Source organism: Enterococcus sp. BWR-S5 (assembly GCF_016745255.1).
Classification (GTDB): domain Bacteria; phylum Bacillota; class Bacilli; order Lactobacillales; family Enterococcaceae; genus Enterococcus_L.
Map to the genome: position 1 here is coordinate 237,219 of NZ_JADOEQ010000004.1, position 21,501 is coordinate 258,719.

32 protein-coding genes are annotated in these 21,501 nt (G+C 40.2%); 6 read left to right on the forward strand and 26 right to left on the reverse strand.

The genetic code is table 11. The features are described 5' to 3' along the window. Window positions 1-8: 8 nt before the first annotated feature. On the forward strand, window positions 9-749 hold the full coding sequence (locus IW510_RS07360) for an amino acid ABC transporter ATP-binding protein (RefSeq protein WP_202058221.1): 741 nt from the start codon (window positions 9-11) through the stop codon (window positions 747-749). A 90-nt stretch (window positions 750-839) separates the two neighbouring features. Here the strand turns inward: IW510_RS07360 and IW510_RS07365 are convergent, their stop codons facing one another. Next, window positions 840-1,409 carry a TIGR00730 family Rossman fold protein gene (locus IW510_RS07365; protein ID WP_202058222.1) on the reverse strand — a complete coding sequence of 190 codons (570 nt, stop codon included), beginning with the start codon at window positions 1,407-1,409 and terminating at the stop codon, window positions 840-842. A gap of 44 nt (window positions 1,410-1,453) precedes the next feature. Then, complete coding sequence (locus tag IW510_RS07370; RefSeq protein WP_202058223.1) at window positions 1,454-2,071, reverse strand: histidine phosphatase family protein; 618 nt, start codon at window positions 2,069-2,071, stop codon at window positions 1,454-1,456. A gap of 118 nt (window positions 2,072-2,189) precedes the next feature. Here IW510_RS07370 and IW510_RS07375 point away from each other — a divergent pair, with 118 nt between their 5' ends. The 4 genes from IW510_RS07375 (at window position 2,190) to IW510_RS07390 (ending at window position 6,278) form a co-directional block, all read left to right on the forward strand. Beyond that, window positions 2,190-2,510, forward strand: coding sequence for a MazG nucleotide pyrophosphohydrolase domain-containing protein (locus IW510_RS07375; protein ID WP_202058224.1), 321 nt, complete (start codon window positions 2,190-2,192; stop codon window positions 2,508-2,510). A gap of 13 nt (window positions 2,511-2,523) precedes the next feature. After that, window positions 2,524-3,012, forward strand: a complete 489-nt coding sequence (locus IW510_RS07380) for a GNAT family N-acetyltransferase (protein ID WP_202058225.1) — start codon at window positions 2,524-2,526, stop codon at window positions 3,010-3,012. Between the two features lie 237 nt (window positions 3,013-3,249). After that, the gene (brnQ, locus tag IW510_RS07385) at window positions 3,250-4,605 is read left to right on the forward strand and encodes a branched-chain amino acid transport system II carrier protein (RefSeq protein ID WP_202058226.1); all 1,356 of its coding nucleotides are present in this window, start codon (window positions 3,250-3,252) and stop codon (window positions 4,603-4,605) included. A 155-nt stretch (window positions 4,606-4,760) separates the two neighbouring features. After that, on the forward strand, window positions 4,761-6,278 hold the full coding sequence (locus IW510_RS07390) for a helix-turn-helix domain-containing protein (protein WP_236674644.1): 1,518 nt from the start codon (window positions 4,761-4,763) through the stop codon (window positions 6,276-6,278). 170 nt (window positions 6,279-6,448) lie between these two features. On the opposite strand, the gene truA is transcribed toward IW510_RS07390, so the two are convergent. Genes truA through IW510_RS07410 form a run of 4 tightly spaced genes read right to left on the reverse strand, consistent with a single transcriptional unit; the run spans window position 6,449 to window position 9,710 of the window. Next, window positions 6,449-7,216 carry a tRNA pseudouridine(38-40) synthase TruA gene (gene truA / locus IW510_RS07395; RefSeq protein ID WP_202058228.1) on the reverse strand — a complete coding sequence of 256 codons (768 nt, stop codon included), beginning with the start codon at window positions 7,214-7,216 and terminating at the stop codon, window positions 6,449-6,451. 21 nt (window positions 7,217-7,237) lie between these two features. Further along, window positions 7,238-8,035, reverse strand: a complete 798-nt coding sequence (locus IW510_RS07400) for an energy-coupling factor transporter transmembrane component T family protein (RefSeq protein WP_202058230.1) — start codon at window positions 8,033-8,035, stop codon at window positions 7,238-7,240. Further along, window positions 8,032-8,895: an energy-coupling factor ABC transporter ATP-binding protein gene (locus tag IW510_RS07405; protein ID WP_202058232.1), complete on the reverse strand. Its 864-nt coding sequence runs from the start codon at window positions 8,893-8,895 to the stop codon at window positions 8,032-8,034. Before IW510_RS07405 ends, IW510_RS07400 begins: the two co-directional genes overlap by 4 nt. Continuing rightward, window positions 8,871-9,710: an energy-coupling factor ABC transporter ATP-binding protein gene (locus IW510_RS07410; RefSeq protein WP_202058234.1), complete on the reverse strand. Its 840-nt coding sequence runs from the start codon at window positions 9,708-9,710 to the stop codon at window positions 8,871-8,873. The genes IW510_RS07405 and IW510_RS07410 overlap by 25 nt, the downstream gene beginning before the upstream one ends. A 302-nt stretch (window positions 9,711-10,012) precedes the next feature. On the opposite strand from IW510_RS07410, the gene IW510_RS07415 reads away from it, so the two are divergent. After that, entirely contained in the window at window positions 10,013-10,654 is a 642-nt protein-coding gene (locus tag IW510_RS07415) for a lactate utilization protein (RefSeq protein ID WP_202058236.1), read from the forward strand. Window positions 10,655-10,720: 66 nt separating this feature from the next. On the opposite strand, the gene IW510_RS07420 is transcribed toward IW510_RS07415, so the two are convergent. The 20 genes from IW510_RS07420 to rpsQ form a co-directional block, all read right to left on the reverse strand. Continuing rightward, the gene (locus tag IW510_RS07420; RefSeq protein ID WP_202058238.1) at window positions 10,721-11,440 is read right to left on the reverse strand and encodes a hypothetical protein; all 720 of its coding nucleotides are present in this window, start codon (window positions 11,438-11,440) and stop codon (window positions 10,721-10,723) included. Between the two features lie 601 nt (window positions 11,441-12,041). Beyond that, complete coding sequence (rplQ, locus tag IW510_RS07425) at window positions 12,042-12,422, reverse strand: 50S ribosomal protein L17 (protein WP_202058240.1); 381 nt, start codon at window positions 12,420-12,422, stop codon at window positions 12,042-12,044. Between the two features lie 27 nt (window positions 12,423-12,449). Next, on the reverse strand, window positions 12,450-13,388 hold the full coding sequence (locus IW510_RS07430) for a DNA-directed RNA polymerase subunit alpha (protein ID WP_086349681.1): 939 nt from the start codon (window positions 13,386-13,388) through the stop codon (window positions 12,450-12,452). Between the two features lie 80 nt (window positions 13,389-13,468). Then, on the reverse strand, window positions 13,469-13,858 hold the full coding sequence (gene rpsK / locus IW510_RS07435; protein WP_086349680.1) for a 30S ribosomal protein S11: 390 nt from the start codon (window positions 13,856-13,858) through the stop codon (window positions 13,469-13,471). 27 nt (window positions 13,859-13,885) lie between these two features. Then, entirely contained in the window at window positions 13,886-14,251 is a 366-nt protein-coding gene (rpsM, locus tag IW510_RS07440) for a 30S ribosomal protein S13 (protein WP_086349679.1), read from the reverse strand. Between the two features lie 18 nt (window positions 14,252-14,269). Further along, window positions 14,270-14,386, reverse strand: coding sequence for a 50S ribosomal protein L36 (gene rpmJ, locus IW510_RS07445; protein WP_002288710.1), 117 nt, complete (start codon window positions 14,384-14,386; stop codon window positions 14,270-14,272). A 32-nt stretch (window positions 14,387-14,418) separates the two neighbouring features. Next, entirely contained in the window at window positions 14,419-14,637 is a 219-nt protein-coding gene (gene infA / locus IW510_RS07450) for a translation initiation factor IF-1 (RefSeq protein WP_067395111.1), read from the reverse strand. Between the two features lie 200 nt (window positions 14,638-14,837). Beyond that, window positions 14,838-15,488, reverse strand: coding sequence for an adenylate kinase (locus IW510_RS07455; protein WP_202058242.1), 651 nt, complete (start codon window positions 15,486-15,488; stop codon window positions 14,838-14,840). Between the two features lie 193 nt (window positions 15,489-15,681). After that, on the reverse strand, window positions 15,682-16,980 hold the full coding sequence (gene secY, locus IW510_RS07460; protein WP_202058243.1) for a preprotein translocase subunit SecY: 1,299 nt from the start codon (window positions 16,978-16,980) through the stop codon (window positions 15,682-15,684). Continuing rightward, window positions 16,980-17,420: a 50S ribosomal protein L15 gene (gene rplO, locus IW510_RS07465; protein WP_202058245.1), complete on the reverse strand. Its 441-nt coding sequence runs from the start codon at window positions 17,418-17,420 to the stop codon at window positions 16,980-16,982. Before rplO ends, secY begins: the two co-directional genes overlap by 1 nt. A 40-nt stretch (window positions 17,421-17,460) precedes the next feature. After that, window positions 17,461-17,640, reverse strand: coding sequence for a 50S ribosomal protein L30 (rpmD, locus tag IW510_RS07470; RefSeq protein ID WP_086349675.1), 180 nt, complete (start codon window positions 17,638-17,640; stop codon window positions 17,461-17,463). 14 nt (window positions 17,641-17,654) lie between these two features. Further along, the gene (gene rpsE, locus IW510_RS07475) at window positions 17,655-18,155 is read right to left on the reverse strand and encodes a 30S ribosomal protein S5 (RefSeq protein ID WP_202058247.1); all 501 of its coding nucleotides are present in this window, start codon (window positions 18,153-18,155) and stop codon (window positions 17,655-17,657) included. Between the two features lie 20 nt (window positions 18,156-18,175). Continuing rightward, window positions 18,176-18,532, reverse strand: coding sequence for a 50S ribosomal protein L18 (rplR, locus tag IW510_RS07480; RefSeq protein WP_202058249.1), 357 nt, complete (start codon window positions 18,530-18,532; stop codon window positions 18,176-18,178). A 118-nt stretch (window positions 18,533-18,650) separates the two neighbouring features. Continuing rightward, complete coding sequence (rplF, locus tag IW510_RS07485) at window positions 18,651-19,187, reverse strand: 50S ribosomal protein L6 (RefSeq protein WP_202058250.1); 537 nt, start codon at window positions 19,185-19,187, stop codon at window positions 18,651-18,653. A 31-nt stretch (window positions 19,188-19,218) separates the two neighbouring features. Then, complete coding sequence (gene rpsH / locus IW510_RS07490) at window positions 19,219-19,617, reverse strand: 30S ribosomal protein S8 (RefSeq protein WP_202058251.1); 399 nt, start codon at window positions 19,615-19,617, stop codon at window positions 19,219-19,221. A 35-nt stretch (window positions 19,618-19,652) separates the two neighbouring features. Next, window positions 19,653-19,838 (reverse strand): type Z 30S ribosomal protein S14, encoded by a 186-nt coding sequence (locus tag IW510_RS07495; RefSeq protein ID WP_002356214.1) that lies wholly within the window; start codon window positions 19,836-19,838, stop codon window positions 19,653-19,655. An 18-nt stretch (window positions 19,839-19,856) separates the two neighbouring features. Then, window positions 19,857-20,396: a 50S ribosomal protein L5 gene (gene rplE / locus IW510_RS07500; RefSeq protein ID WP_202058253.1), complete on the reverse strand. Its 540-nt coding sequence runs from the start codon at window positions 20,394-20,396 to the stop codon at window positions 19,857-19,859. Window positions 20,397-20,423: 27 nt separating this feature from the next. Beyond that, on the reverse strand, window positions 20,424-20,762 hold the full coding sequence (gene rplX / locus IW510_RS07505) for a 50S ribosomal protein L24 (RefSeq protein WP_202058254.1): 339 nt from the start codon (window positions 20,760-20,762) through the stop codon (window positions 20,424-20,426). A 34-nt stretch (window positions 20,763-20,796) separates the two neighbouring features. After that, window positions 20,797-21,165, reverse strand: a complete 369-nt coding sequence (gene rplN / locus IW510_RS07510) for a 50S ribosomal protein L14 (protein WP_086349668.1) — start codon at window positions 21,163-21,165, stop codon at window positions 20,797-20,799. 59 nt (window positions 21,166-21,224) lie between these two features. Beyond that, window positions 21,225-21,491: a 30S ribosomal protein S17 gene (gene rpsQ / locus IW510_RS07515; RefSeq protein WP_010766219.1), complete on the reverse strand. Its 267-nt coding sequence runs from the start codon at window positions 21,489-21,491 to the stop codon at window positions 21,225-21,227. Between the last annotated feature and the right edge of the window lie 10 nt (window positions 21,492-21,501).

Consider the following 21,501-nt stretch of genomic DNA (forward strand, 5'->3'; position numbering starts at 1 on the left):
GGCCGCTCATGGATTCGATTATTAAAGTAGAACATTTGAAAAAAAACTTCGGTGAAAACGAAGTGTTGAAAGATATCAATTTAACTGTAAGCAAAGGGGAAGTCGTGACAATCATTGGTTCTTCCGGTTCCGGAAAATCAACGATGCTGCGCTGCATCAACCTTTTAGAAAAACCAACAGCCGGTAAAATCATTTATCAGAATCAAAACGTTTTAGAACCCGGCTATGATTTACCGAAATACCGTACCCATTTAGGGATGGTGTTCCAACAATTCAATTTGTTCAACAACTTAAATGTTTTAGATAATTGTACAACAGGACAGCTCACTGTCCTGAAACGTTCAAAAAGCGAAGCAGAAAAAGTTGCTTTGGAAAATCTGGAAAAGGTTGGAATGGCCCGTTTTGTACAAGCCAAGCCGGCACAGCTTTCCGGCGGACAAAAACAGCGCGTTGCAATCGCACGTGCGCTGTCTATGAACCCTGATGTTCTTTTATTTGATGAACCGACCTCTGCACTGGACCCTGAAATGGTAGGAGAAGTGTTAAAGACAATGAAGAATCTGGCCCACACAGGGCTGACGATGATGATCGTGACCCACGAAATGGAATTTGCCCGTGAAGTGTCCGATCGTGTCATTTTCATGGATAAAGGTGTCATTGCAGAGGAAGGAACCGCTGAAGATATTTTCGTTCATCCAAAAGAAGAACGAACAAAAGAATTTCTTCAACGGATTCTATCAAAAGAATAGCTATAAAAAACAAAAAAGCGGCTCTCGGGTGAGCCGCTTTTTTGTTTTTTATAATAAGCTTTCTATCTAAAGTCAATTAGCGTCAAGCCTTCATTTCTCATATTCCCGAATAGCTGTTGCCTCAAAGTCGGCAATAAATGTATCCGCAACTTCCAACGAATCTGTAATCAATATCTGCTCACGGTCCCTCTGAGACAAAAAGTCGTCTTCTACCATTTTATCGAAGAAATCCGCCAACGAATCATAATAGCCGTTTACATTCAAGAGGAAACAGGGATTCGCATGCTCTCCCACACGTGCCCATGAAATTGCTTCTGAAATTTCCTCTAAGGTGCCCGGACCGCCTGGTAGGGCAATATAGACATCCGCTAGATCCATCATTTTCTTTTTCCGCTGGTGCATATCTTCTACAATGACCAGCTCCGTCAGATTGGGATGAGCAATCTCCCGTTCAACTAAGAAGGTAGGCATAACACCAATGACCTCACCCCCGCCGGTTAAAACTGTATCGGCAAGTACACCCATCAAACCGACATTTCCTCCACCATATACTAAACTAAGCTCTTTAGAAATCAACCACCTGCCTAGTTCTTCCGCCGCTTCTCGGTAGATAGGACTATTTCCCATGCTTGCGCCGCAATAAACTGCTACTCGCTTCACCTTTCATTCTCCCTACTCTCTTTGGTTTTTCAATCAACAACACCTCATGATTGATACGAAATATCATTGAATACGTTAAGACTGTAACCGTCCCCTGCTTTATCAAGTATCGTCACGCTTGTGTTTTCCAATGGCCCATTTTCCCGCCATGACTGTTTTTCTTTTCCTGTCAGATAATTAATTAACACAATCAGCACCACTCCATGCGCAACGACCAGAACCTTTCCATTCGGATGCTCTGCTTCCAGCTGATTGATAACAGGAACAATTCGGTCAATCAACTCATCGTAGGTTTCACCGGAAAATTCCGTCGGGTCATATAAATCCGGTCTAGTACGCAAATACTGTGTCTGCTGGTTCTCCAAATCTACCACGATACCTTCTTTGTCACCGAAGCCCATTTCCCTCAGTCCATCATGATACCTCACAGTTAGACCATCTAAATGCGCATTTTCCGCTAAGACAAAAGCCGCTGTATCCATTGCCCGCTTCTGCGTGCTAACTGCGGCTGCAGAAAAAGCTACATCAGATAAATACTTGCCCAGCTGCCCTGCTTGCTCGATTCCTTCCGCAAGCAACGGCGAATCAATTCCTCCGCCTTGAAAACTGTTTAACACATTTAATTCTGTTTTACCATGTCTCACAAAATAAAAAGTTGTCATTGTCTTCTCTCCCGTTTTTTCATTCACTTCGATTATAGCAGTTATTTTTTTATCTGTCTTATTCATTTCATTTCCTTATCTTGTGATATGATAAAAGGAAAAAAGGAGGTTCGTCACAATGGACATACACGATTATCAAAAATGGATCAGTGATTTCTACAAGAAACGAGACTGGTACAGCCTTGATCCTTTTGTCCGCGTCAGCTTTCTCTCCGAAGAAACCGGGGAGGTTGCTCAAGCAGTTCGAGCAATAGAAATCGGACGTGATCGACCAGATGAAGAAATGAAATCACCTGAGCTGCTTAAACAACAGCTGACAGAAGAGCTGGGAGATGTCCTAGATAATATCTTTATATTAGCTGATAAATATGATATTCAGTTAGAAGATATTATGATTGCTCATAAAAATAAACTGACTGACCGATTTTCTAAAGAGTAGAGGAGGAACTGACATGACTGCAACGATACAAATAAGAGAGGTACGAGATACCGACTATCCGGAACTGATGACGATTGAAAACCAAATTTGGACCATTGAAAATTCGCCCATTGTTCATCATTATGATGATGTTGCTGCCTACCGAGAACGGATGCAGGAAAAACAGGTATTTGTCGCTGTTTTAGACGAGAAGGTTATCGGCTTTGTTGATGTTCATCACCCAACACCATTACCCTCTCACAAAAAACAATGGATGCTTGGCATCGGGGTTCATCCTGATTACCAATCATTTGGTGCAGGACGACATCTGTTAGATTACTTAAAAGCCGTTGCGCAAGATTATGGCATTCATAAAATTTCTTTACGTGTGATGGGAACAAACACGGCAGCAATTGCTTTTTATAAAAAAAATGGCTTCCTTCAAGAAGGCCATTTAAAGGACGAATTCTATATGAATGGTGTCTACTGTGATGATTATCTATTTGCTTATCTATTAAATTGAGTATGAATAACGAGTGACCTGACAGACAGGCAAACAAGAAAATCCATTTTCTCATGATTTTCTTGCTTGCCTGTCTCTTTTGACTCTGCTATTTTTATAAAGATGGGGAAAAAACAGGAACTGATTGCAGGCAGCCAGTAAGCTGCAAATTACCAGACAATTACTTCCTTCATCTGTGAGAAGAAGGCTTGGCCAGAACCTCACAACGACATCCAAAAAATAAAAGGAGCGTTTAACTTGAACAAAAAATTATCATGGCGGGAATATCTTTATGTTGGTTCCATGCTGTTCGGTCTCTTTTTCGGTGCCGGAAATCTTATTTTTCCTGTACATATGGGGCAGGAAGCTGGCAGTGCTATTTTCGCTGCTAATCTTGGCTTTCTAATTACAGGTATCGGATTACCTTTTCTTGGTGTTATTGCCATTGGTATTTCGAAAAGTAATGGTGTCTTTGATTTGGCTAATCGAATAAATCGGCCGTATGCTCTTATTTTTACTTCTTTATTATATTTGACGATTGGCCCATTTTTTGCTTTACCAAGATTGGCTACTACCTCATTTGAGATAGGACTTGCTCCCTTTATCTCTTCTGAACAGCAGCCTGTTTTTCTAGCTGTATTCTCTGCCTTATTTTTCTTAACGGCTTGGTTCTTCTCCAGAAAACCGACAAAAATCTTAAACTATGTAGGAAAATTCTTAAATCCAATTTTTCTGATACTATTGGGCATCCTTCTATTACTGGCATTCATTCGTCCTTTAGGATCTGTTGCTTCTGCACCTATCGGAGAAGCTTATCAGTCTCAAGCCTTCTTCAAGGGTTTTACAGAGGGCTACAATACCTTAGATGCTCTTGCTTCACTGGCCTTTGGTATTATTATCGTCACAACAATACGAGGAATGGGTGTAGAAGAGCCTAATGCTATCGCAAAAGATACCATTAAATCAGGAGCAGTCAGCGTCTTATTGATGGGAATTATCTATACGCTATTGTCTTACATGGGTGCGATGAGCATCGGAACCTTTGCTTTAAGCGACAATGGCGGAATCGCCTTGGCTCAAATTGCCAATCATTATCTGGGGAATTGGGGCAGCCTGCTTTTAGCACTAATTATTATTGTTGCCTGCCTAAAGACGGCGATTGGACTGGTTACCGCTTTTTCCGAGACCTTTGCTGAGCTGTTTCCTAAGGCTGGTTATTCTTTCTACATTGTTCTTGCCAGTGTTTTACCGTGTTTGTTCGCGAATGTTGGACTGACGAACATCATTCAATTCTCTATTCCTGTATTGATGTTCTTATATCCTTTGGCTATCACCTTGATGCTTTTAGTGATAGCAGGACCGCTGTTCAAGCAACATACCAGTGTCTATCGGATAACTACGTATATAACGCTTATCGCTGCATTCCTTGACGCACTGAACAGCTCACCGGCGTTCATCAAAGAAACTTCTCTTGTTACAGCGATTCTTGAAATTGCTGAAAAGTATCTGCCGTTTTTCTCCATTGGCATGGGCTGGATTCTTCCGGCGCTCATCGGGTTTATTCTTGGGCTTATGTGGAGCAAGATACAGCCTAAACAGCTTCCAATTAAATAATGTAAAATTCGCAAAAGAATTGTCTGTTTTTATACAGATAATTCTTTTTATTTAATTTTTTTATAGAAAAAAAGTAATATTCATTGATTTTATGTATTATAATGGGCATATTAGGCTACTTACAGTACAATGATCCACAGGAGGGATTTCTATAAATGATGCTATTTGAAGAGTTGATGATGGATGGTAATACACTAACCAAATTCAATATCTATAAGAAAATATACCACTCGAAGCAGCCCACTCTTCCAATTACCCAATTAGCAGCGGACTTTGAAATAAATTATCAGCAGGCATTGATTATTCTGGCCGAAATCAATCAGGAACTCACAGAATACTCCAAGCGGCAGCCTTCTATATTAAAAAAAGCTGGGAAGGTTCATACTGGTGCATTGACCGTCAGTATTGATGAATATCGTTACTTATTACTAAAAAAATCAATCCCTTTTATGTTCATTTTATATTTTTTGAATCATGATCAGCCAACAATAGAAGATTTCTGCAACAAACATTATGTCAGTCAATCAACCGTTGCCAGAAAGATGGGGCCTTTAAAAAAACATGTAAAGCGCTTTAATTTACGCTTCAGCTATCGAGAAGCAAATTTAACTGGTGATGAGCGCGTTGTTCGCGTCGCATTGTTTAATACGCTTTGGCTGGGAACTCGAGGCATAGCTTGGCCATTCAAAAATGTCAAACGTTCGGAGGCCGTCGAACTAGTTGAAGCCTTTGCAGAGTATTTTCCTTCGTCAAGAACCTATTTGGGTGCACAAGAGCTTTCTTATTTCGCTGCCATTTTTTTATCGCGTATAAGAAAAAAATTCTTCGTGAACTACGATCCAAAATACGATTTTTTAATGAAAGACAATCCCTATTATGATTTTAAGCGTTTAAACAAAGTATTAGGTCCTGTCAGGGCACTGTCAGCTGAAAATCTTAAAGCTGAAAGCAGCTTTATTTTCTTTCTGGCTCATTATGCACCGTTCTATACACTTGAAAGTGATCCTTCTTTACGTCAGACACTCACAGATTTTTTGAAACGAGAGAATAACATCCAAAAATTTGTAGAAAAGTTTATTTCGTATATGCAAGAGGAAGTCTTTTATGAAAAGCCCGAGCTTTTGAATCAACTGCTTTTAAAGGGAAACTTGTTTAATGTCTTTTTTGTTTTCCATATTCTTCAGCAGCCCTTCCCGAATCTTCAAGAGCTTGTTACACAGCCGGAGAAAAATCAACAGCAGATGGATATTCGTCTTGAAAAAGCGATACGCAACTTCCTTATCAAACATTTGAATCACAGCAACTATCCCTATCTGGCAGCCGTACAGTCTCAATTGATTTTATCTTTGAAAAATGTTTTACTTCCTTATTTGGATCAGATTGGGCATTCAAACAACTTAAAGGTCGGTGTAGCTTTTGAGCATGAATTTCTGCTTGTTAGAAACCTGTATCAATTTTTGAATCGCTTGGGATTTGTTGAAGCGTATCCTTACATAGATGGACACTCACAAAACTATGATTTAGTGATTAGTTCCTCTTTATTACCGTTAAAAACATATCCGGATCTTCCTCTTTACTTTATGGATTTATCCTATGGAGATGAAGAATTGGCCTATCTCTACGTTCGCCTCAATAAACTGTTCAAAGAAAAAAATGCAGTAGCCGATGAATAAAATAAACGATCAGTAGGACTATTCCAACTACGGATAGCTTACTGATCGTTTTTTCGGCTCAAAAACCGAGTATCGACGAATAGAAAAAAGCGTGGCACTTTCATAAGCCCACACTTCTCTTCTTTTTCTTGGAAGAGTTCCCTTCCCACAATGCCCTAACTTAGAGTCTGCTATTCATTCTGACTCACAGGCTCCTCATACATCACTTCAGCTAAATAGAGCCCTTCCGGATGTGCTGTTGGTCCTGCCAGATTACGATCCTTAGCGGCTAAAACAGCCGGTATGGAGGTCTCGTCCATCCGCCCGTTCCCTATTTTCAACAAGGTACCGACTAATATGCGAATCATTTTATACAAGAAACCGTCTCCTCTAAATGTAAAAAGAAGCTCATCTCCTTGTTCGTTGACCGTCATTTTTGCTTCATAGATTGTTCGAACCTTGTCCTCTACACTGCTGCCGGAAGCACAGAACGAGGTAAAATCATGCGTCCCAAGCAAATCAGGTAATGCTCGTCGAATTTTATCCAGTTCCAAAGGATATGGGTAATAACTGGCGTAAAAGCGTCGAAAAGGACTTCTTGGTTTTCCAATATCTACACGAAAGTGATAGGTTTTCTCCACAACATGATACCTTGCATGAAAATCCTCGGCAACCTTGGCTACACTTTTTACACTAATGTCTTCAGGTGTCTGCGTATCTAGCGCATATCGAATGCGTTCCAGTGGTCGGTCCTCCGGATAATCGAAATGGATGACCTGTCCCTCCGCATGTACACCAGCATCCGTCCTGCCGGAACCAAAAATCTGTATTGTTCGACCATTATTCATTTTCTTTAACGTCTTTTCCAGCTCTTGCTGAACCGTTCGTCCATTCGGCTGTGACTGGAAACCGTTAAAATTTGTTCCATCGTAAGCAATCACTGCTTTATAACGAGGCATTTACTTCACCTTTTCCTATCCTTAACTTCTTACCATTACCAATACCACAGTTAATACAGCAAACACTGCCATTACCATAGTATCCCCTGTTTGCCAATGTAGAATACGGAATTTCGTTCGCCCGTCTCCTCCTTGATACCCTCTGGCTTCCATCGCAGTCGCCAAATCTTCGGCACGATTGAAGCTGCTGACAAATAATGGAATCAGCAATGGAATCACGGCCTTCATCTTTTGAACCAGATTTCCTTCACCAAAATCAACACCTCGAGCACGCTGGGCATTCATAATTTTCTCTGTCTCATCCATTAAAGTCGGTACAAAACGTAAAGCAATTGACAGCATCAATGAAATTTCATGAACAGGCAGCTTTACCACTTTGAAAGGACGTAGCAAATACTCAATTGCATCTGATAAAGCCAACGGTGGTGTTGTTAGTGTCAGCAAGGTAGACATGAAGATAATCAAAATGAAACGGCAGAAAATGAACAGTCCGTTAACTACGCCATATTCCGTAACAGAGAATATCCACCATTGAAAGTAAACAGCGCCTCCCTGTGTAAACAACATCTGCAACGCAACAGTAAACAAGATCAACCAAAGCAACGGACGAATACCGCGAATAAAAAAGCGTAGATTGATTTTAGAAACTGCAATAGCGCCCAATGTAAAAGCACCAAAAATGGCAAAGGTCAGCCAATTATTTGCCAAAAAGATAATCGCAATAAAGTAGAAGCTAGCTAGTAATTTCGCACGAGGATCCATTTTATGAATAAACGAATCACCTGGAATATATCGCCCGAAAATCAGTTTATTCATCATCGTTCTTCACCAGCCTTTTCCAATAGAATCAAATCAGCCAGTTCGTCCGCTGTCAACGGTAATTTTGACATAGCGAAGCCTCGTTCAGCTAATCTTTCAGCAAACTCAGCTGCCGTAGGAACTCCCAACTGCTTTTCCTTCAACCACTGGGTGTCTTGAAAAACATCGCCGGGCTTTCCAGTCTTCACTATCCGTCCTTTTTCCAGAACAAATACCTGATTGGCGTAATTTGCCACATCATCCATCAGATGGGTTACCAATACGATGGTCATTCCTTTTTCTTTATGGAGTTTCCAGAACATCTCCATCATTTCTTTTCGACCCTGCGGATCAAGTCCGGCTGTTGGTTCGTCTAAAACCAGCACCTCTGGCTCCATAGCTAGAACTCCTGCAATCGCAACACGACGCATCTGACCACCAGACAGCTCAAAAGGAGAACGCTCAAGATAGCTTTCATCCAAGCCGACCAGCTTCAGCATCTCTTCTGCCAGCTTTCGGCCTTCTTCTTCTGATGCGCCAAAATTCTGAGGACCAAATGCAATATCCTTGGCTACTGTTTCTTCAAAAAGCTGTGCCTCAGGAAATTGAAACACAATACCCACTTTTTTTCGGAGCGGCTTCAAATTTTTATTATCAGTTTCAGGTGTGATTACACGGTCACCGATTGTTACTGTTCCCTTTGTTGGCTTAACCAATGCATTCAAATGCTGAAGCAATGTTGATTTACCACTTCCTGTATGACCGACAATTGCTGAATAAGAGCCATCCTTAATCAACAAATCGATATCAAATAATGCACGTTGCTCAAAAGGTGTATTCGGCTGATACGTAAAATCTACTTGTTCAAAACGGATGTCCATAACCATTCCACCATACTTTCTTCAGTCAAATACTCTTTTGGTACCGCCATCCCACGTTCCTTAAGAGCGATTTTCAGTTTTTCAGGAAATGGAAGATCCAATCCCATAGCTATCAAATCCGTACCCGCGGAAAAAATTTTTTCCGGTGTTCCTTCATCAATCAGCTGCCCTTGCTTCATTACCAGAATTCGATTGGCATTTGCAGCTTCATCAATGTCATGTGTAATGGAAATCACGGTCAGATTGCTTTCTGCTTTAATTTTTTGAATCGTTGCAATCACTTCTTCTCGTCCTTCCGGATCAAGCATACTTGTTGCCTCATCCAATATGATAATATCCGGACGCAAAGCGACAACTCCCGCAATCGCAACACGCTGCTTTTGTCCGCCGGAAAGACGCGCCGGCTCACGTTCAGCAAAGCTGTCCATTCGAACTTGTTTCAGTGCATCGTATACTCGCTTAACCATTTCATCACGAGGGATACCCTGATTTTCAAGTCCAAAGGCCACATCATCTTCTACAGTAGAACCGACAAACTGGTTATCAGGATTTTGAAAGACCATCCCAACCATCCGCCGAATATCCCAAACATTTTCTTCATCCAAAGCTTTACCGCCTACAGAGATACTTCCTGAAGCTGGAAGCAGTAATCCATTAATTGTTTTAGCCAGCGTTGATTTCCCTGAACCATTGTGACCGATGATTGCAACCCATTCACCTTGTTCAATACTGAAGGATACATCATTCAACGCAGGAGAAGCATCTTCCGGCTGATAATTGAAGCATATATTTTTAAGTTCGATTATTGGTTCCATTTCTTACTCCTTCAATCATTTATTCTTCCTGATTCTAACAAAAAATCAGTTGTTTTGCTCGTTTCTTGATGCTTATTTCATAAATTCCATTATAACAAAAGAATCTTTGAATTGGGAGTTGAAACTGTCAAGACAACTATAATCTGATAAATTATTTTTCTTTACTCAATCACTTTGGGTTTTATGGTAGTATGTAAGTGATATCCGGCAATAGGATTAACAAGAGAAAGAATTGTTTACTGCTAAAATGAGGAGGAAATTTTTGTCCCTCCCATCAGTTTATATAGAGAGGAAACAACACCATGGAAGCTTATCAAAAACAGTTTTACAACACACTGGCTGAAAAAGTAAAAAAGAAATTAATCCACAGGAACTTCAATGCGATTATCTGTTCAACTCTTGAGGACGCAAAGGAGGCTGCATTACAGTTAATTGATGAACAAGCAGTCGTTGCCTTTGGCGGCTCTGTTACTGTGGTTGACTCAGGAATCATCGACTCCTTATATGAACGTAATCAACAAATTATCAACAGAGAGCTTGCGACAAGCATAGAGGAGCGGCATCAGCTGATGAAACGCTCCTTGCTTTCAGATGTCTATCTGACCAGTATAAATGGTCTGACGGATGACGGAATACTTGTTAACATGGACAGTGTAGGAAACAGAGTAGCTGCGCTAACCTATGGTCCTGATAAGGTATTTGCTTTCGTGGGGATGAATAAGGTCTACGGCGATTTAGATACAACGATAGCAACAGTCAGAAATAAGGTGGCGCCAAAAAATGCTTTCCGTCTAAATCTGCAGCAAACGCCCTGTGTGAGAACCGGTACTTGCGGTGACTGCCTAAAAGAAGAATGTATCTGCAGCACGCTGGCAATTACACGCCGATCCAAACTCAATGACAGAATTACCCTATTCTTAATTTTAGAGGAAGTTGGACTTTGAGTTTGATTGTAAAAAAAGAGAAGGGTAGCCATTTTAGTGACTGCCTTTCTCTTTTTCGCTATTCATTTATACTTGATTGTTGGTCACTTTCACATAGATACCTTCTAATACACCATCAGTAGTGTATTCAACCGTAAAATTCTTCCTAATTGGTGCAGTTTCTTCATCCGCATAAATTGGCACGATTTCACCTTTAATGGCTTCTTCATCTGCTACCTTCTCATTGAAGTCTGCGATAAGCTGATCGACATCTTCTAATTGGAGAATTTCAGCAAGCTTCTTCAACGTATCTTCCAAAGATTTTCCATGAAATTCACCGTCACCCGTCCAATTAAGAATTTGAATCTCTTCACTGGCCAGTTTTACTTTCTTCGATCCCTCCATATAGCCATAGGTTGCTTTCGCAGTTCCTAAGGATACTAGCTCATCATCTTTTGCATAGCCAATTTCTCTAGAAACCGTTAATGTATTCTCTGAGGCATTCACTTGATAGTCGCTGTCCTTCAGCTCTACCCCATCAATAGAAAAATCATCTTGATAAACTTTTTCAAATTCAAAATAAGAAGGCAACAGCTCTACATTGAAGCGATCCTTCAACTCACCCTCCAGCTCGTCCTCCGATACTGTATAATCGTAGCCGCCAAACTTCTTTTCCTGGTCTGCTTGCCACACAAACGCTGATTCTGCTTCTGATAGCTTCTCTGTTTCTTTATCCTTGTTTTCCTGCTGGCACCCACTAAATAATAGTAAGGGTAAAACTAACAGCCATTTACTGTATTTCTTCATTGTGCTCCTCCTGCAATATCCTTATTAACCCTATCCATCAAAAATCGTTCACTTCTTCATTCTATTGCTACCTTCTTCCCTTTGTTAAAAAGAGAAAGATTGTGATGCGTATAGTGATTTGCGCTTCATTCAGCAGTTATCTCTCTACTACTGTAATAAATACACATAGTAATATTATATTTCATTGTATTCTGAACGTCTATATCAATTTTGATAGATAAATAATAAAAATTCTGTTTTATTTTCTTTATTGCTTTTTTAACTGGATTCATTACAATCTTCAATGCTTTAGATAAAATAAAAAAAGCAGATTTGTTGGAATGAACGAAAATAGCTTTAACGACTACAGCCCTCAAGTTATCTGCTAAACAGCTACTCTACTATTCCGGCAATAAATTAGTCACTATTATATCTTGCTCCCAAAAACCTGCTTTTTCTACCTTGCTAGTTAATGTTGTTCTATGTACAAAAAAAACACCTTATATGATGAGTGCCTGTCCGCCGGAAACCAGCGGACATGGCGCGAGCTAGACTCGGAGTCGCCTCCAACATCATAACACTCTAAAAGAATCATCTATAAAGTGACGGTATAGTTTGATTATTAAACAAATTCAATGATTACCATTGGCGCAGCATCTCCGCGTCTAGGTTCAGTTTTAAGAATACGAGTGTATCCACCTTGGCGTTCAGCATAACGAGGACCTAAGTCATTGAATAGTTTTTGCAAAGCTGATTCAACTACGATAGCCTCATTTTCTTCACGAACATTGGCAACTTCATTACGTACGTAAGCAGCAGCTTGACGGCGTGCATGAAGATCTCCACGTTTACCTAAAGTAATCATTTTTTCAGTTGTTGAACGAATTTCTTTCGCACGAGCTTCAGTCGTAACGATGCGTTCGTTAATAATTAAGTCAGTTGTTAAGTCACGCAACATCGCTTTACGTTGGCTTGATGTGCGTCCTAATTTACGATAACCCACGTTGGTTTCCCTCCTTCGTAAAAAGTATTAATCGTCTTTACGTAAGCCTAAACCCAGATCATGTAACTTCAGCTTAACCTCTTCAAGAGATTTACGACCTAAATTACGTACTTTGATCATTTCAGGTTCAGATTTGTTTGTAAGCTCTTGTACAGTATTAATTCCTGCACGTTTCAAACAGTTATATGAACGAACAGACAAGTCTAATTCTTCGATGGTCATTTCCAGCATTTTTTCTTTCTGTGTTTCTTCTTTTTCTACCATGATTTCAGCGTTTTTCGCTTCATCAGTAAGATTTACAAAGATATCTAAATGCTCAGTCATGATCTTAGCAGCTAGGCTAAGAGCTTCTTGTGGAATGATTGAACCATCTGTCCATATTTCCATTGTTAATTTATCGAAATCATCACGACGACCAACACGTGTATTTTCTACTTGATAGTTCACACGACGTACTGGTGTGTAGATAGAATCGACAGGGAGAACACCAATTGGCATATCTTCCTTTTTGTTTTCGTCTGCTTGAACATAGCCACGACCAGGTTTCACTGTTAAGCGAGCATGGAAAGCAGCTCCTTCAGCGACACTACAGATAATTAAATCTTTATTTAGGATCTCAACATCACTGTCAACGATAATATCGCCGGCAGTTACTGTAGCGGGTCCTGTAATATCGATCTCAAGGGTTTTTTCATCTTCAGAATAGAGCTTTAATGCCAATCCTTTGATATTCAGAATAATTTGCGTTACATCTTCTCTCACACCTTTAACAGTAGAGAATTCATGCAATACGCCATCAATTTGAATATTAGTAATAGCAGCTCCAGGTAATGAAGACAATAAAATACGACGTAGAGAGTTACCTAAAGTAGTCCCGTATCCTCGTTCAAGAGGTTCTACAACGAACTTGCCATAATCTCTATCTTCATCAATTTTTTCGATTCTTGGTTTTTCAAATTCAATCATTCTTATCTATACCCCTTTCAAAACGAAAAGTGTCTTGTTCAATGACGTTTTTGGTTCAAACTCAAAATGAGCTGCACTCATTAAACACGACGGCGTTTTGGAGGGCGGCATCCATTATGAGGAACTGGAGTAACGTCACGAATTGCAGTCACTTCTAAACCTGTTGCTTGTAATGAACGGATTGCTGCTTCACGTCCGGAGCCAGGTCCTTTAACTGTTACTTCGACAGTTTTCAGTCCATGTTCTTGCGCTACCTTAGTTGCAGCTTCTGCAGCCATTTGAGCGGCAAAAGGAGTTGATTTTTTACTTCCTTTGAAGCCTAATGATCCTGCTGATGACCATGCCAAAGCATTTCCATGAGTATCAGTGATCATGATAATTGTATTATTGAATGTAGAATGAATATGCGCGATACCCGCTTCTATATTCTTTTTCACACGGCGTTTACGACTAACTTTTTTTGCTGCCATGAAGTTCTAACCTCCTTCACTTAGGAATTATTTTTTCTTGCCTGCTACAGTACGAGCTGGGCCTTTACGAGTACGTGCATTATTTTTCGTGTTTTGTCCACGAGTTGGTAATCCACGACGGTGACGGATTCCACGGTAAGAACCGATTTCCATCAAACGTTTAATGTTCAGGTTGACTTCACGACGAAGGTCACCTTCAACTTTCAAACTATCAATTTCCGCACGGATAGCATCTGTTTGTTCGTTCGTTAAGTCACGAACACGAATTTCTTCAGATACTCCTGCATTCGCTAAAACTTTTTTCGCAGTAGTGTTACCAATACCGAAAATATAAGTAAGAGAAACTACTACACGTTTATCACGAGGAATGTCTACTCCTGCAATACGAGCCATTATTCGTTACACCTCCTATTATCCTTGACGCTGTTTATGTTTTGGATTTGCTGGGCAAATGACCATAACACGTCCTTTACGACGGATTACTTTACAATGCTCACACATTGGTTTTACTGATGGTCTTACTTTCATGATAATACCTCCTGAGATTTTACGGAGTACAATTATTTAAAGCGGTAGGTAATACGACCGCGAGTTAAGTCATATGGCGACAACTCGACAGTTACTTTATCCCCAGGCAAGATTCGGATGTAATGCATACGAATTTTACCAGAAACATGAGCCAATACGACATGCCCATTTTCTAACTCAACTTTAAACATTGCATTCGGCAAAGTTTCGACGACTGTACCTTCGATTTCAATCATATCATCTTTTGCCACGCACAGTACCTCCTTGTACTTGTTTCGCATTTTCACACGATAAAACGGCGGAAACTGCTGCTCCCACCTAGAATCTTCAAGTTAGACTTCAAAAAAATTTACATAGAAGTCGGACTGATACATTCTATCATAAATCATAACATTTAGCAAGAGAATCAAAGCACAACAACTGGTTACTCGCGAGCAATCAAATGAATCTATCAGTCTTTGTCAATGATTGCTTTCACATCAACAAACACGTCATCGATTTCACGATTCCCATCGATTGTATGCAACACGTTCTTTTCTTTGTAGTAAGCTAAAATCGGTGCACTACTCTTGATGTTTACTGTCAAGCGATTTTTTACCGTTTCAGGCTTATCATCTTCTCTTTGATAAAACTCATGTCCGCCACAGCGATCACATGTGCCTTCCTCGGTTGGAGGATTGAAAATTTTATGATATGTAGCTCCGCAGTTTTTACACATAAAGCGTCCTGCTAAGCGTTCAATCAATACATCTTCTTCCACATGAATGTCGATTACGGCATCAATTTGTTTATCTAATTCTTTAAGCATTGTATCCAATGCTTCGGCTTGCTCAATCGTTCTTGGGAAACCATCTAACAGAAATCCTTTTTCCGTATCTGGTTCTGCCAAGCGCTCTTTTACGATTCCGTTTGTTACTTCATCCGGAACCAGCTCGCCTTTATCGATATAAGATTTTGCTTCAAGCCCAAGAGCAGTCTGGTTTTTCATCGCTGCACGGAACATATCACCTGTAGAAATATGAGGAATCCCATATCCATCGATAATCCGCTCAGCCTGTGTTCCCTTACCAGCTCCAGGCAGTCCCATTAAAATGAGGTTCATTTGACATCCTCCTGATTTTAAAAGTTACGCAGGTTCCCTCAGCAATGACCGGAAAACCTGTGAAGCTCTCTAATGTTGAACAGACTGCTGATTTACCTATAAAAAATCTTGTGTTAAACCATATCTTGATTCAGTTAACAAGACTTCTATATATGTGAGAATGGTGCTGAGGAAAATCCTCAACACACGATTCTTACTTATTGATAAAGCCAACGTATTGACGTTTCAACATTAAACCTTCTAATTGTTTTGCTGTTTCCAACGCAACACCGATGATGATTAATAGACTAGTTCCACCTAAACCAATTGATTGAGGCAGGTTCCACAGCATTTGCGCAATAATCGGCAATAATGCGATAGTTCCCAAGAAAATAGAACCAACTACACTTAATCTCATCAACAGACCGGATACATAATCCTCTGTTCCTTTACCTGGTCGCACGCTTGGAATGTAGCTTCCTTGCTTTTGCAGATTTTCCGCTAATTTCTCAGGGTTAACCTGAACAAACGCATAGAAGAACGTGAAAGCGACGATCAGCACAGTATAGATTGTTGCACCTGGTACAGTGTTGTAGTCGAAAATTTGTGTCATTACTTCATACCATCCTTCACCAGAATAGCTTGATGCAAAACCTTGCAAAATTGCATTAGGCGTTGAAATCAATGAACTGGCAAAAATGACCGGGATAACTCCCGCTGCATTTACTTTTAATGGTAGATAGCTGCTTGTTGGTGCACCTGATACACGTTTTGTATATTGGATTGGAATCTTTCTTTCGGCCTGCTGCACAAAAGTAACAACAGTCACGATAATCAAGATTGCAATAGCCAGTATAACAACAAAAATGATTGAGCTGACAAGATCAGAAGAAGGGATATTAATAAAGTAATCTTCAATAATCTCTTTGACCGATCCAGGTACACCTGAAATAATACCGGCAAAGATAATCATAGAAACTCCGTTACCAATTCCTTTTTCGGTGATTTGCTCACCCATCCATGTAACAAAGAGCGTACCAGCAGTTAAAATGACCGAAATCATCACATAGGTTGAGGGAGTTGGATTTTTTACAATACCAATTCCACTTAGGGAGTTAAATCCATAAGTCAGTGCAAACGATTGAGCAATTCCCAAAACGATCGTTAAGTAACGAGTTGCTTGGTTCAATTTCTTACGTCCGACTTCACCTTGTTTTGACCATTCAACAAATTTTGGTATGATGTCCATTTGTAAAAGCTGAATAATGATTGAAGCAGTGATATATGGAGAAACCCCCATCGCAAAGATGGAGAAGTTCTGCATGGCACTACCACTAACGATATTCAACATATTCAGAAAAGGCAGACCGCTCAATTCTTGTAACCCTTTGGCATTTACACCGGGAACAGTAATATGAGCACCTAAACGAAAGATAAACAAAATGAACACTGTAAAGAAGATTTTTGATCTAATGTCTTTGACTTTAAAAGCATCCTTTAATAGTTTAAGCATTAGATCACCTCGATAGACCCACCAGCAGCTTCAATCGCTTCTTGTGCTGCTTTAGAGAATTTTGCTGCTTTAACAGTCAATTTCTTCGTTAATTCACCGTTGGCAAGAACTTTGATTCCAGCTTTTTCGCTCTTAACGATTCCAGCTTCCTTCAAGACAACAGGAGTTACTTCAGCTCCATCTTCGAATCGATTCAATACATCTAAATTGATGACTGCATAGTCCTTACGATTAATATTTGTGAATCCGCGTTTTGGTAAACGACGGAACAATGGAGTTTGACCCCCTTCAAATCCTAAACGTACACCACCGCCTGAACGAGCTTTTTGCCCTTTTTGTCCACGGCCGGATGTTTTACCATTACCAGATGAAGTACCACGTCCAACACGGTTACGTACTTTACGGGAACCTTCAGCAGGTTTTAATTCATGAAGTTTCATTATGGTTTGGCACCTCCTTAAACATTCTAAATTAAGTTAATTAAACTTCTTCTACGTCCACTAAATGAGAGATAGTGTTAACCATGCCTTTGATTGCTTCATTAGCAGGCTTAACAACTGTACTGTTCATTTTTTTCAATCCCAACGCTTTTACTGTATCACGTTGGTTTTGAGGACGTCCGATAACACTGCGTCTTAAAGTGATTTTTAATTCAGCCATTATGTTTGTCCTCCTTAACCGATTAATTCTTCTACAGATTTACCGCGAAGTGCTGCCACTTCTTCGGCACGTTTTAATTGAGTCAATCCATCAACAGTTGCGCGAACAACGTTGATTGGTGTGTTTGAACCTAAAGATTTAGATGTGATATCAGCTACCCCAGCTAACTCCAATACGGCACGAACTGGTCCGCCCGCTGCAACCCCAGAACCTTCTACTGCAGGTTTCATAAGGATACGGCCGCCGCCGAACACTCCAATAACTTCATGAGGGATGGTAGAACCAACCATAGGAACTTCAATTAAGTTTTTCTTCGCATCTTCGATTGCTTTACGAATTGCTTCTGGTACTTCTTGTGCTTTACCTGTACCAAAACCAACGTGACCGTTCTTGTCACCGACAACAACTAAAGCAGCAAAACGTAGACGACGTCCACCTTTAACAACTTTCGTTACACGGTTGATCGCAACCACGCGGTCTTCTAATTCCAAATGTTTTGGATCAATATAAACCATGAATGGTGTTCCTCCTTCTCCTAAAATTCTAGTCCATTTTCACGAGCAGCTTCTGCTAAAGCTTGCACGCGGCCATGGTAAAGGTATCCACCACGGTCAAAGACTACTACTTTAATACCTTTTTCAGCAGCGCGTTCTGCAACTAATTTACCAACTGCAGCAGCTTGCTCAACTTTTGTTCCACCTGAAATTTCTTTTTCCAAGGCAGAGGCACTTGCTAGCGTTACACCCGCTACGTCATCAATAATTTGCGCGTAGATGTTTTTGTTAGAACGAAAAACGTTCAAGCGTGGGCACTCAGCAGTACCAGAGATTTTGTTACGAACACGACGATGTCTCTTCTGACGTGTTTTATTCTTATCTGGTTTTGTAATCACAATTGTCACCTCTTTGATTTGATAAACTACTGACTGGATCAGCAGTTCTCATTCAGGAACAGTAATAAAGGACAAGTGGAAAATCAGCCTAAGCGATTTTCCTACACATCTTTTATTATTATTTACCTGTTTTACCTTCTTTACGGCGTACGTATTCACCAACATAGCGGATACCTTTGCCTTTATAAGGTTCTGGAGGACGAACGCCGCGGATGTTCGCTGCTAATTCGCCAACATGTTCTTTATTGATACCTTTTACAATCACTTGTGTGTTTGAAGGTACTTCAAATGTTACGCCTTCCGGTGCAGTCATCTCAACTGGGTGAGAGTAACCAACGTTAAGCGTTAATTTATTTCCTTGTGCTTGGGCACGGTACCCAACCCCGATAAGCTCTAAAGCTTTCTCGAATCCGGCACTTACACCAACAACCATGTTGTTGAAGTTCGCACGAGATGTTCCGTGGATAGTTTTCATTTCTTTGCTGTCATCCGGACGAGTAAATGTAACTTCGTTTCCTTCGATATTCATTTTAATATCTGCAGAGAATTCACGAGTCAATTCACCTTTTGGTCCTTTTACTGTGATGCTGTTTCCGTCTTGCTTAACTTCAACGCCAGCAGGAAGAACAACAACTTTATTACCAATACGGCTCACTTAGAGACACCTCCTTGTGTATTCTTTTAAATTACCATACGTAGGCGATTACTTCGCCGCCGATGTTTTTCGCTCTTGCTTCTTTATCAGTGACAACACCTTCTGAAGTAGAGATGATCGCAATACCTAAACCATTCAGTACTTTTGGTACTTCGTCAGCTTTTACATATGCACGTAAACCTGGTTTAGAGATACGTTTTAAGTTAGTGATAACGCGCTCGTCGTTTCTACCGTATTTAAGGAAAACACGGATTACGCCTTGCTTGTCATCTTCAATATATTCTACATCGCGTACGAATCCTTCACGTTTCAGGATTTCAGCGATATCACGCTTGATTTTTGATGCAGGCACTTCCAAACTCTCATGTTTGACCATGTTCGCATTACGAATGCGAGTTAGAAAATCTGCAATTGGATCTGTCATGACCATTGAACTAGTTACCTCCTTTATGCAAGTTTACTTGTTTACCAGCTAGCTTTCTTCACGCCGGGAATTTGACCTTTATAGGCAAGTTCGCGGAAGCAAATACGGCAAAGATGAAATTTACGATAAACTGAATGTGGACGTCCGCAACGTTCGCAACGAGTATAAGCCTGTGTTGAATGTTTAGCAGGGCGTTTGTTTTTAGCAATCATTGATTTTTTAGCCACGTAGTTCGCCTCCTTATTTTATTTTTGGAATGGCATGCCTAATTGTCCTAACAACTCACGAGATTCTTCATCAGTGTTTGCTGTTGTAACAATGACGATATCCATACCGCGTACTTTATCTACTAAATCATAATCAACTTCTGGGAAGATTAATTGCTCTTTAATACCTAAAGTGTAGTTACCGCGTCCGTCAAAGGCTTTTTTACTGATACCGTGGAAGTCACGTACACGAGGTAGAGAAACTGAAACCAGTTTATCCAAGAATTCATACATTCTTTCTCCGCGCAATGTTACTTTCGCACCGATCGGCATTCCTTCACGTAAACGGAATCCAGCGATTGATTTCTTTGCTTTAGTGATGATTGGTTTTTGACCTGAGATTAAAGCCAATTCTTCAACAGCTTTATCTAAGTTTTTTGCATTAGATACTGCATCACCCACACCCATGTTGATAACAATCTTCTCAACTTTTGGTGTTTGCATGATTGAACTATAATTGAATTTTTCCATCAATGATGGCGTTACTTCTTTAATATATTTTTCTTTCAGGCGGTTCATTCAACAAGCCCCTCCTTCCTTAGATGATTAATTTTTTTCTGCTTCCGGTTTAACAGGGTTAGCAATAACTTCTCCTGTTTTTTTAGAAACACGTACTTTTTTACCGTCTACTTCTTTAAAACCAATTTTAGTAGCTTCTCCATTAGATGGATCAATCACCATTACGTTTGAAACGTGAATTGGTGCTTCTACCTCAAGAATTCCTCCTTGTGGTGCTGCTTGACTTGGTTTTTGGTGTTTTTTCATCATGTTAACACCTTCAACGATAACTTTATCTTTTTTAGGAAACGCTGCTAATACAACGCCTTCTTTGTTTTTGTCTTTTCCGGTAATAACTTTTACCTTATCGCCTGCTTTAACAAACATTAGTGTTTCGCACCTCCTTTGATAAGTGTCTCGATTATAATACTTCTGGTGCAAGAGAAACGATCTTCATGAAGTTGTTTTCACGTAATTCACGTGCAACAGGTCCGAAGATACGTGTACCGCGCGGGCTTTTATCATCACGGATGATTACCGCAGCATTTTCGTCAAATTTGATATATGAACCGTCAGGACGACGAGCGCCTGATTTTGTACGAACGATAACGGCTTTAACTACTTCACCTTTTTTGACAACACCACCTGGCGTTGCTTGTTTAACCGTAGCAACAATAACGTCACCAATATTAGCAGTTTTACGACCAGAACCACCAAGGACTTTGATCGTCAGAATTTCACGTGCACCTGAGTTGTCAGCAACTCTTAATCGGCTTTCTTGTTGGATCACGATGTGTATCCCCCTTTCAGATTTTGTACTTCAATCTATATAGGAAAATCTCGTTTTATTTAGATAACAACTGCTTCTTCGACTACCTCTAGTAAACGGAAACGTTTTGTAGCTGATAATGGACGAGTTTCCATGATTCTTACGATGTCTCCAACTTTTGCTGTGTTGTTTTCATCATGAGCTTTGTACTTTTTAGAATATTTCATGCGTTTGCCATAGATAGGATGGTTTTTCTTTGTTTCAACGACAACTGTGATAGTTTTATCCATTTTGTCTGAAACCACACGTCCTTGGTAAACTTTGCGTTGATTTCTTTCTTCAGTCATACGCGTTTGG

Excerpts from the sequence above, each read along its gene's own strand:
- IW510_RS07360 (WP_202058221.1), top strand. The coding sequence starts at position 9 with ATGGATTCGATTATTAAAGTAGAACATTTGAAAAAAAACTTCGGTGAA.
- IW510_RS07370 (WP_202058223.1), bottom strand. The coding sequence starts at position 2,071 with ATGACAACTTTTTATTTTGTGAGACATGGTAAAACAGAATTAAATGTG.
- IW510_RS07375 (WP_202058224.1), top strand. The coding sequence starts at position 2,190 with ATGGACATACACGATTATCAAAAATGGATCAGTGATTTCTACAAGAAA.
- IW510_RS07380 (WP_202058225.1), top strand. The coding sequence starts at position 2,524 with ATGACTGCAACGATACAAATAAGAGAGGTACGAGATACCGACTATCCG.
- IW510_RS07390 (WP_236674644.1), top strand. The coding sequence starts at position 4,761 with ATGATGCTATTTGAAGAGTTGATGATGGATGGTAATACACTAACCAAA.
- truA (WP_202058228.1), bottom strand. The coding sequence starts at position 7,216 with ATGCCTCGTTATAAAGCAGTGATTGCTTACGATGGAACAAATTTTAAC.
- IW510_RS07400 (WP_202058230.1), bottom strand. The coding sequence starts at position 8,035 with ATGATGAATAAACTGATTTTCGGGCGATATATTCCAGGTGATTCGTTT.
- IW510_RS07405 (WP_202058232.1), bottom strand. The coding sequence starts at position 8,895 with ATGGACATCCGTTTTGAACAAGTAGATTTTACGTATCAGCCGAATACA.
- IW510_RS07410 (WP_202058234.1), bottom strand. The coding sequence starts at position 9,710 with ATGGAACCAATAATCGAACTTAAAAATATATGCTTCAATTATCAGCCG.
- IW510_RS07415 (WP_202058236.1), top strand. The coding sequence starts at position 10,013 with ATGGAAGCTTATCAAAAACAGTTTTACAACACACTGGCTGAAAAAGTA.
- IW510_RS07420 (WP_202058238.1), bottom strand. The coding sequence starts at position 11,440 with ATGAAGAAATACAGTAAATGGCTGTTAGTTTTACCCTTACTATTATTT.
- IW510_RS07430 (WP_086349681.1), bottom strand. The coding sequence starts at position 13,388 with ATGATTGAATTTGAAAAACCAAGAATCGAAAAAATTGATGAAGATAGA.
- rpsK (WP_086349680.1), bottom strand. The coding sequence starts at position 13,858 with ATGGCAGCAAAAAAAGTTAGTCGTAAACGCCGTGTGAAAAAGAATATA.
- rpsM (WP_086349679.1), bottom strand. The coding sequence starts at position 14,251 with ATGGCTCGTATTGCAGGAGTAGACATTCCTCGTGATAAACGTGTAGTA.
- rpmJ (WP_002288710.1), bottom strand. The coding sequence starts at position 14,386 with ATGAAAGTAAGACCATCAGTAAAACCAATGTGTGAGCATTGTAAAGTA.
- IW510_RS07455 (WP_202058242.1), bottom strand. The coding sequence starts at position 15,488 with ATGAACCTCATTTTAATGGGACTGCCTGGAGCTGGTAAGGGAACACAG.
- secY (WP_202058243.1), bottom strand. The coding sequence starts at position 16,980 with ATGCTTAAACTATTAAAGGATGCTTTTAAAGTCAAAGACATTAGATCA.
- rplO (WP_202058245.1), bottom strand. The coding sequence starts at position 17,420 with ATGAAACTTCATGAATTAAAACCTGCTGAAGGTTCCCGTAAAGTACGT.
- rpmD (WP_086349675.1), bottom strand. The coding sequence starts at position 17,640 with ATGGCTGAATTAAAAATCACTTTAAGACGCAGTGTTATCGGACGTCCT.
- rpsE (WP_202058247.1), bottom strand. The coding sequence starts at position 18,155 with ATGGTTTATATTGATCCAAAACATTTGGAATTAGAAGACCGCGTGGTT.
- rpsH (WP_202058251.1), bottom strand. The coding sequence starts at position 19,617 with ATGGTCATGACAGATCCAATTGCAGATTTTCTAACTCGCATTCGTAAT.
- rplE (WP_202058253.1), bottom strand. The coding sequence starts at position 20,396 with ATGAACCGCCTGAAAGAAAAATATATTAAAGAAGTAACGCCATCATTG.
- rplX (WP_202058254.1), bottom strand. The coding sequence starts at position 20,762 with ATGTTTGTTAAAGCAGGCGATAAGGTAAAAGTTATTACCGGAAAAGAC.
- rpsQ (WP_010766219.1), bottom strand. The coding sequence starts at position 21,491 with ATGACTGAAGAAAGAAATCAACGCAAAGTTTACCAAGGACGTGTGGTT.